This window comes from Cupriavidus sp. SK-3, from assembly GCF_000611145.1.
Classification (GTDB): Bacteria; Pseudomonadota; Gammaproteobacteria; order Burkholderiales; family Burkholderiaceae; genus Cupriavidus.
On the sequence record NZ_JFJV02000272.1, the window covers coordinates 1 to 4999 of the forward strand.

4 protein-coding genes and 1 pseudogene are annotated in these 4999 nt (G+C 54.2%); 1 reads left to right on the forward strand and 4 read right to left on the reverse strand.

The features are described from left to right. Positions 1-830: pseudogene (locus tag CF70_RS29735) on the reverse strand (hypothetical protein); the annotation flags it as partial. Positions 831-1453: 623 nt separating this feature from the next. Between CF70_RS29735 and CF70_RS29740 the strand changes: the two are divergent. Further along, complete coding sequence (locus tag CF70_RS29740; protein WP_035874080.1) at positions 1454-1690, forward strand: type II toxin-antitoxin system Y4mF family antitoxin; 237 nt, start codon at positions 1454-1456, stop codon at positions 1688-1690. 101 nt (positions 1691-1791) lie between these two features. On the opposite strand, the gene CF70_RS29745 is transcribed toward CF70_RS29740, so the two are convergent. The 3 genes from CF70_RS29745 to CF70_RS29755 are packed head-to-tail and all read right to left on the reverse strand — an operon-like array spanning position 1792 to position 4590. After that, a complete protein-coding gene (locus tag CF70_RS29745) occupies positions 1792-2436 on the reverse strand; it encodes a hypothetical protein (RefSeq protein WP_235185262.1) in 645 nt (214 codons plus the stop codon). A 32-nt stretch (positions 2437-2468) separates the two neighbouring features. Further along, a complete protein-coding gene (locus CF70_RS29750) occupies positions 2469-3599 on the reverse strand; it encodes a hypothetical protein (protein ID WP_035874094.1) in 1131 nt (376 codons plus the stop codon). After that, complete coding sequence (locus CF70_RS29755; RefSeq protein WP_035874097.1) at positions 3592-4590, reverse strand: hypothetical protein; 999 nt, start codon at positions 4588-4590, stop codon at positions 3592-3594. Before CF70_RS29755 ends, CF70_RS29750 begins: the two co-directional genes overlap by 8 nt. Between the last annotated feature and the right edge of the window lie 409 nt (positions 4591-4999).

A 4999-nucleotide genomic window follows, 5' to 3' on the forward strand; every position in this document is an offset into this window, starting at 1 on the left:
TCGCAGAGGCTCCAAGGTCGAATGTGCGAAGCGATTAGGAGCTCCGGCGCCTTCACACCCGTGATGGAGCATTGGCCATCCCATCGCTTGATAAGCTGCTCACGGAACAAACCTTGACCAACACGTGCTTTGATGACCGCCTCACGCACGGTGTCGTCGAGTGTCTCCAGATAGCGCACGAAAAGCGGATCGTTGGCTGGGTCGAGCGCGGCAGGGTCAATCTTTGCTGCCTCAGGAGGCAATGGTACATCCCGGTTTATACGGTAGTTCCCCGTGGCATCGTCATACGAGTGGACCCACCAGGTGGCCGGATCCATCCCACGAGTCTCAACTTTGGATGCAGCGTCAAGATTCGGAAGCTCTGCCAGCTCTCGATCCAGCTCGTCCTTCCTGGTCCCACCGACTACGATTACCCGCAAAGGCTGACGTTTGTAAAACGCGGCGCTGACTACATCCTCAAGCTTTCTGGATCGCCCCAGCCACGCTCTAAGTCTGCCAGCGTTGTCTTTTAGGTTTTCCCGGGTGAACGCCGCAGCCTTCATCAGATCGTTGCGATACTTTCGATCGTTACCGTCGTAGTATGCAGGATCGGCCTCATGCTCGATATCTTTGAACCAAAGGCAGACGACGGCAGGCTGGCCTGCCGGGTCAACAAACGCCCACTGCGAGTTCCGATACGTATTGGTGTAGGGATCTATCGGTTCGCCCGTAATTGTAGATACGCTCCAATCTCGGACGTCGTGACTCAGATCCTTGAGCAGCTGATAAACAGTTGGTTTGCTTGTTGGCCGTACAATCGGCGGATACTTAGGAAGGCTCGTCGACAGCATGAAGTATGGAAATGATGGGACCTAGGCGAGAGCATACCGACTTCGTTGATGGAATGTCCAAGCACGCTCACTTCGTCGATCTCGTCAAACCGATCAAAGAATGCACTATTCTCTTTGATCAGTCGCTCTGATGGTTTGAATGTCGAGAAAGAATATGCAACAAGGATAGCTTGCAAGACACTTGGGACGAAGAAGAGATCACCAATCGGCAGAGGTTTCTTGCCAGTCTCGCAACGAGAGCATGGCCTATTGGCACAACCTGAGCCATTGATCATCCAAGTCGCAAATCTGCCGCCAGGAAGCATGTACCGCTTACCATGGATCGCCCAGACAAGCGTGGCACCATGCGCTCCACGACGCCATGGCTCACAGGGCCGGCTGGCTCGCTACAGGCAAACAAGATCCGAGTTCGGCCCAGGCAACCCTCGGTTCGTAGTGGATCGACTCGGCACTTGTGCGTCGACCGAATAGAGTGAAGCATCGCAATCGTACCGATCGGGAAAATTGAGCCTTCGGCGCTCCTCCTCACGAGCCCATTTCTTACCGAATGGGAAGAAACGGCTTGTTCGGTGTCGGCCCATGGGTTAATCTTCCCGTACGGTAAGAAAACGAGAGGAGCCGTTATGGGTACCCCCCACAATGCGTCAGCGAAGACGATTTCAACGCCCGCCGACCTGGGCGCGATGGTGCGCAGTCTACGCAAAGATCAACGGATCACACAGCGCGACTTGGCCGCGTTCGCGCAAACCGGCGAACGGTTCATCGTCGATCTCGAAGCGGGCAAGCCCACGGTCCAACTGAGCAAGGTCCTGCAGGCCCTGGATCAGCTTGGCATGCGTCTGGCTGTGGTACCGCGATGAGTAAGGGTATTGTAATAAGATAGGTGGACGCAGGAGAACCGCACTCTGCGGGCAGTCGCATTCGAAATAGATAATCGGCCAGAGTGATCAATGCTATGCAATCACGCGCTCAACATCTCGGTTAGTGACTGTCGTAAAGCAGCGACCATCTCACCTGGATCATCGACGTCAATCTTGGCTGCCCCTACGTTCGTTAGCAGTACCGTCCCTCGGTGAGCCCCTTGCAGACGCAATTGCACCTTTTCAAGGGTATATCGCTTTCCCTTTGTGAGCGAAGTACTCGCTTCGCGAACGTCTTTCTCCCCCTTGATCACCGCTTTCGCAAGGATACCTCGCTCCACCTCCAAAGCGCCGATCTGCAATACGTCAACAATCCCCGTCACTCCACTTAACTCCTGAAACAAACCTGCCCAAGCCAGAACATCGAGCGACAAAGGACTGATCGCCAACGCAAAATCGGAGACCTCGGTCAGCCGACTGACCAGGCCTTGTGTACTTCGTGGCGCGTCCATCAGTTCAAGCCCCGGACCAGTAGTGGCAGCGCGAAACTCACACTGCTTAAATTCCACTCGATCAAAGGCAAGCTCCTTGCCGAACGGGTCCACTACCTTGTCGGTGTATTCCACCCTCTCAACGTAACGTGCCTCGACGAAATCGTCCCGTACGCGATCAATGACGAATCCGTCGGTGCTCGCATCGTCAAATGGTTTGGTTTTGAACCGTTTGGCCAACGTGCGCATAGGCATGGGCCATTCCGCGCGAAACCACCGATATCGGCTCATGCGGTGCCCCCTTCGTCCGGCGCTGCCGAATCCGCATTGGCTTTGTCGAACAAGTCAGCCAAGACTTTTCGCGCCGTAGTTTCGATCAATTCGAAAAGCAGCGGTTTTAAGTGATCTTCTACCGGCTTGAAGTTCTTGGCGTAGTCACCGTTCGGCAGGCGCGACGCGTAGCGAACACCGTACTTGAATCCTGTACCGGCGGGACCGTCATCAAATGACGCATCGAACTGGATCATGTCCTGCGGCTCCTGCTGTTGTTTCGACCGCCACGTGATCGCAGTAATGAAGAACCCACCTTTGCGAAGCTGCTGATATTGCTCCGAAGCGACTAGATTTTTACCCTGGATGGCAACGCTATGCACGACCGCGAGCATTTCCTGCCTAGCGGACTCATCCTCGTCTTCGTCCAACTCGACGGTGTCTTCCTCTTGATCGGACACACCAGACGCTACCTTGAGATTGGTCACAGTCTGCAGGGAATAGCCAGGAATGTTGGCAATGAGTGAGGTGAAGAACGACGTTCGGTGCTCGGCCTTCGTCAACCCGACGAGTTCGATTTCTTGAGCAGGAATGACAACCTTCTTCTTGCTTTCGATCTTGTCGCGCAAGTTTCGGACCACCGCCTTGGCTTTTTCCGTCGCAGGCATGCGGATGGTCGTGACGCCGTTTTTGCTGACAAACTCGATGCCAGCGTCTTTGCGTTGCCGCTGGATCAAGCGCGTGCGAGAGTAGTCATACTCGTTGTATTCGATGTTCATAATGACACCGTCCGCACCTTTCTTATGAGATGTGACTTTCTCTGTCTTCCGCACCTCGGCTTGGTAGGCATTAACTACCTCCTTGATCTCATCCACCGAGAGATCGGCACCCAGGGTTACCGATGTCGTCTTCTCCCCCCGTTTGGTGTGCTCTCGTCGTTCGATGACACCGACGACGTCATGGAAATCATGCGTCAGCAGGGCCAGACGATCGACCAATCCCTCTCGGGTTGTTTTGGGCGAATAGAAGATTCCCCGATCGCGAGCGAGTTCATGAAGGACAGATTCCGTCAACTTCTGTTTGCCCGACATTAATAGGTCGTAGATTTCCTTGTCCGTGGCACAGTATTGTTGAAGTTTGTCACTCATAGTCCATCCCCAATTCGATCGACGAGAACGTGCTGATGACCTGTGTCATCTTCGAGTACTTGATAGCTTTGACTACCGTCGCGAGATCGTTGTCGCCATTGCCGTCCCCCATCTCCTCGATGTACTGTTGAACAGCCTTTTGGAACGTTGCATGCGCGGCTGGTGCCGTGTCCAGCGTCTTGATCTGGACGTCTGTATCCTCACCCAGCACCTGGTAGTGGCGGAGGTAGTCAATCAGGTACATGAACTCTTGCGTCGTACTTCCATCGCGCCGATAAAACACCACGACGCCTCGCCGATCGCCGGATTTCGGTTTCTTGTATTGGAGAATTATCCACGGGGCAGTGAGCATTTCCAGCGTCGCGGCCTTTGCCTTTTCCTCCTGGACGTTGGCTTTTCGCACCAGTTGCGGATAAAAATACTGGCAATGCTCGCGATCCGGTAACCGATCAGCGCCCGATGAGCCTCGCATTTGACGGATCTCGTAGCGCACGTTGTCCAGCCAAAAAACATCCTCGGGACCCAGCACGACCAACTTCGTATCTTTGGGGAGGTCCAGTTTATCGGTCTTGATCGAAGTAAGTTGGCTGGCGAAGCTCTTATCGTATTCGCCATCATGGTTGTACACGAAGAGCAGCCCGCAAATCTCAGGCGACACATGGTCATGCACGTAGAGATTGCGCCAATCGTCGCTCTTCTCCGCACAGGCCACCTGCTTCGCCAAGCTTTCAACCGCGCCACGGACGGCGCTTGGCTTGATGGAGTCCTTGGCGTAGCTTTTCAAATCGCAGTTCACATAGGTTCGCACTTGCGAGTACGGCTCGTCATAGAAAAACACCACATCGGATGGATGTGTCTCGGTGCTGTGGTGCTCTTTGTCCTCGCACGGCCAATTCTGATTGGTCGGACCAACCTTCTCCCAAAAAAACTCCGAAAACAGCTCGTCCGACAGTTTCTCGGCCATTTGGGCTATGTGAACGGTTTCTGCCATTAAGCTACTTTCCCCAATGTGGTGTGACGGCGCGACGCGTCAGGCCCCTGGAACCCCGGTCGTTAGCCATTATTATACCGATCAAAATGATCGGGGTATTCGCCTTAGCATGATAGACTTAACGGTCTCGTCAGCATCATCGAATCAGTTTTTTGTGAAACAATCCGAACGTCCGCCTGCAGCCCCTTTTAACCAGGCCCAGCGCGAGCGACCGGCCTACCTAGCAGGCTGCTGAAATACTGTTTTTCGAACCTCCGCCCAGAACTGACGACCTCGCAGAACGGCGCACATTCGATTTTCTAGACACGGTCGAGGGGTAAGGTACCCCTTGGCCGGCCACAATCGGGGTGTCAAAAAGGTATTTCAGCAGCCTGCTAGTCTTACTGTGTCACAAATTCGGTTGGTCAGC

What these genes read in the sequence shown, in the direction of transcription:
- CF70_RS29755 (WP_035874097.1), bottom strand. Translation starts at nt 4,590, where the DNA reads ATGGCAGAAACCGTTCACATAGCCCAAATGGCCGAGAAACTGTCGGAC.
- CF70_RS29740 (WP_035874080.1), top strand. Translation starts at nt 1,454, where the DNA reads ATGGGTACCCCCCACAATGCGTCAGCGAAGACGATTTCAACGCCCGCC.
- CF70_RS29745 (WP_235185262.1), bottom strand. Translation starts at nt 2,436, where the DNA reads ATGCCTATGCGCACGTTGGCCAAACGGTTCAAAACCAAACCATTTGAC.
- CF70_RS29750 (WP_035874094.1), bottom strand. Translation starts at nt 3,599, where the DNA reads ATGAGTGACAAACTTCAACAATACTGTGCCACGGACAAGGAAATCTAC.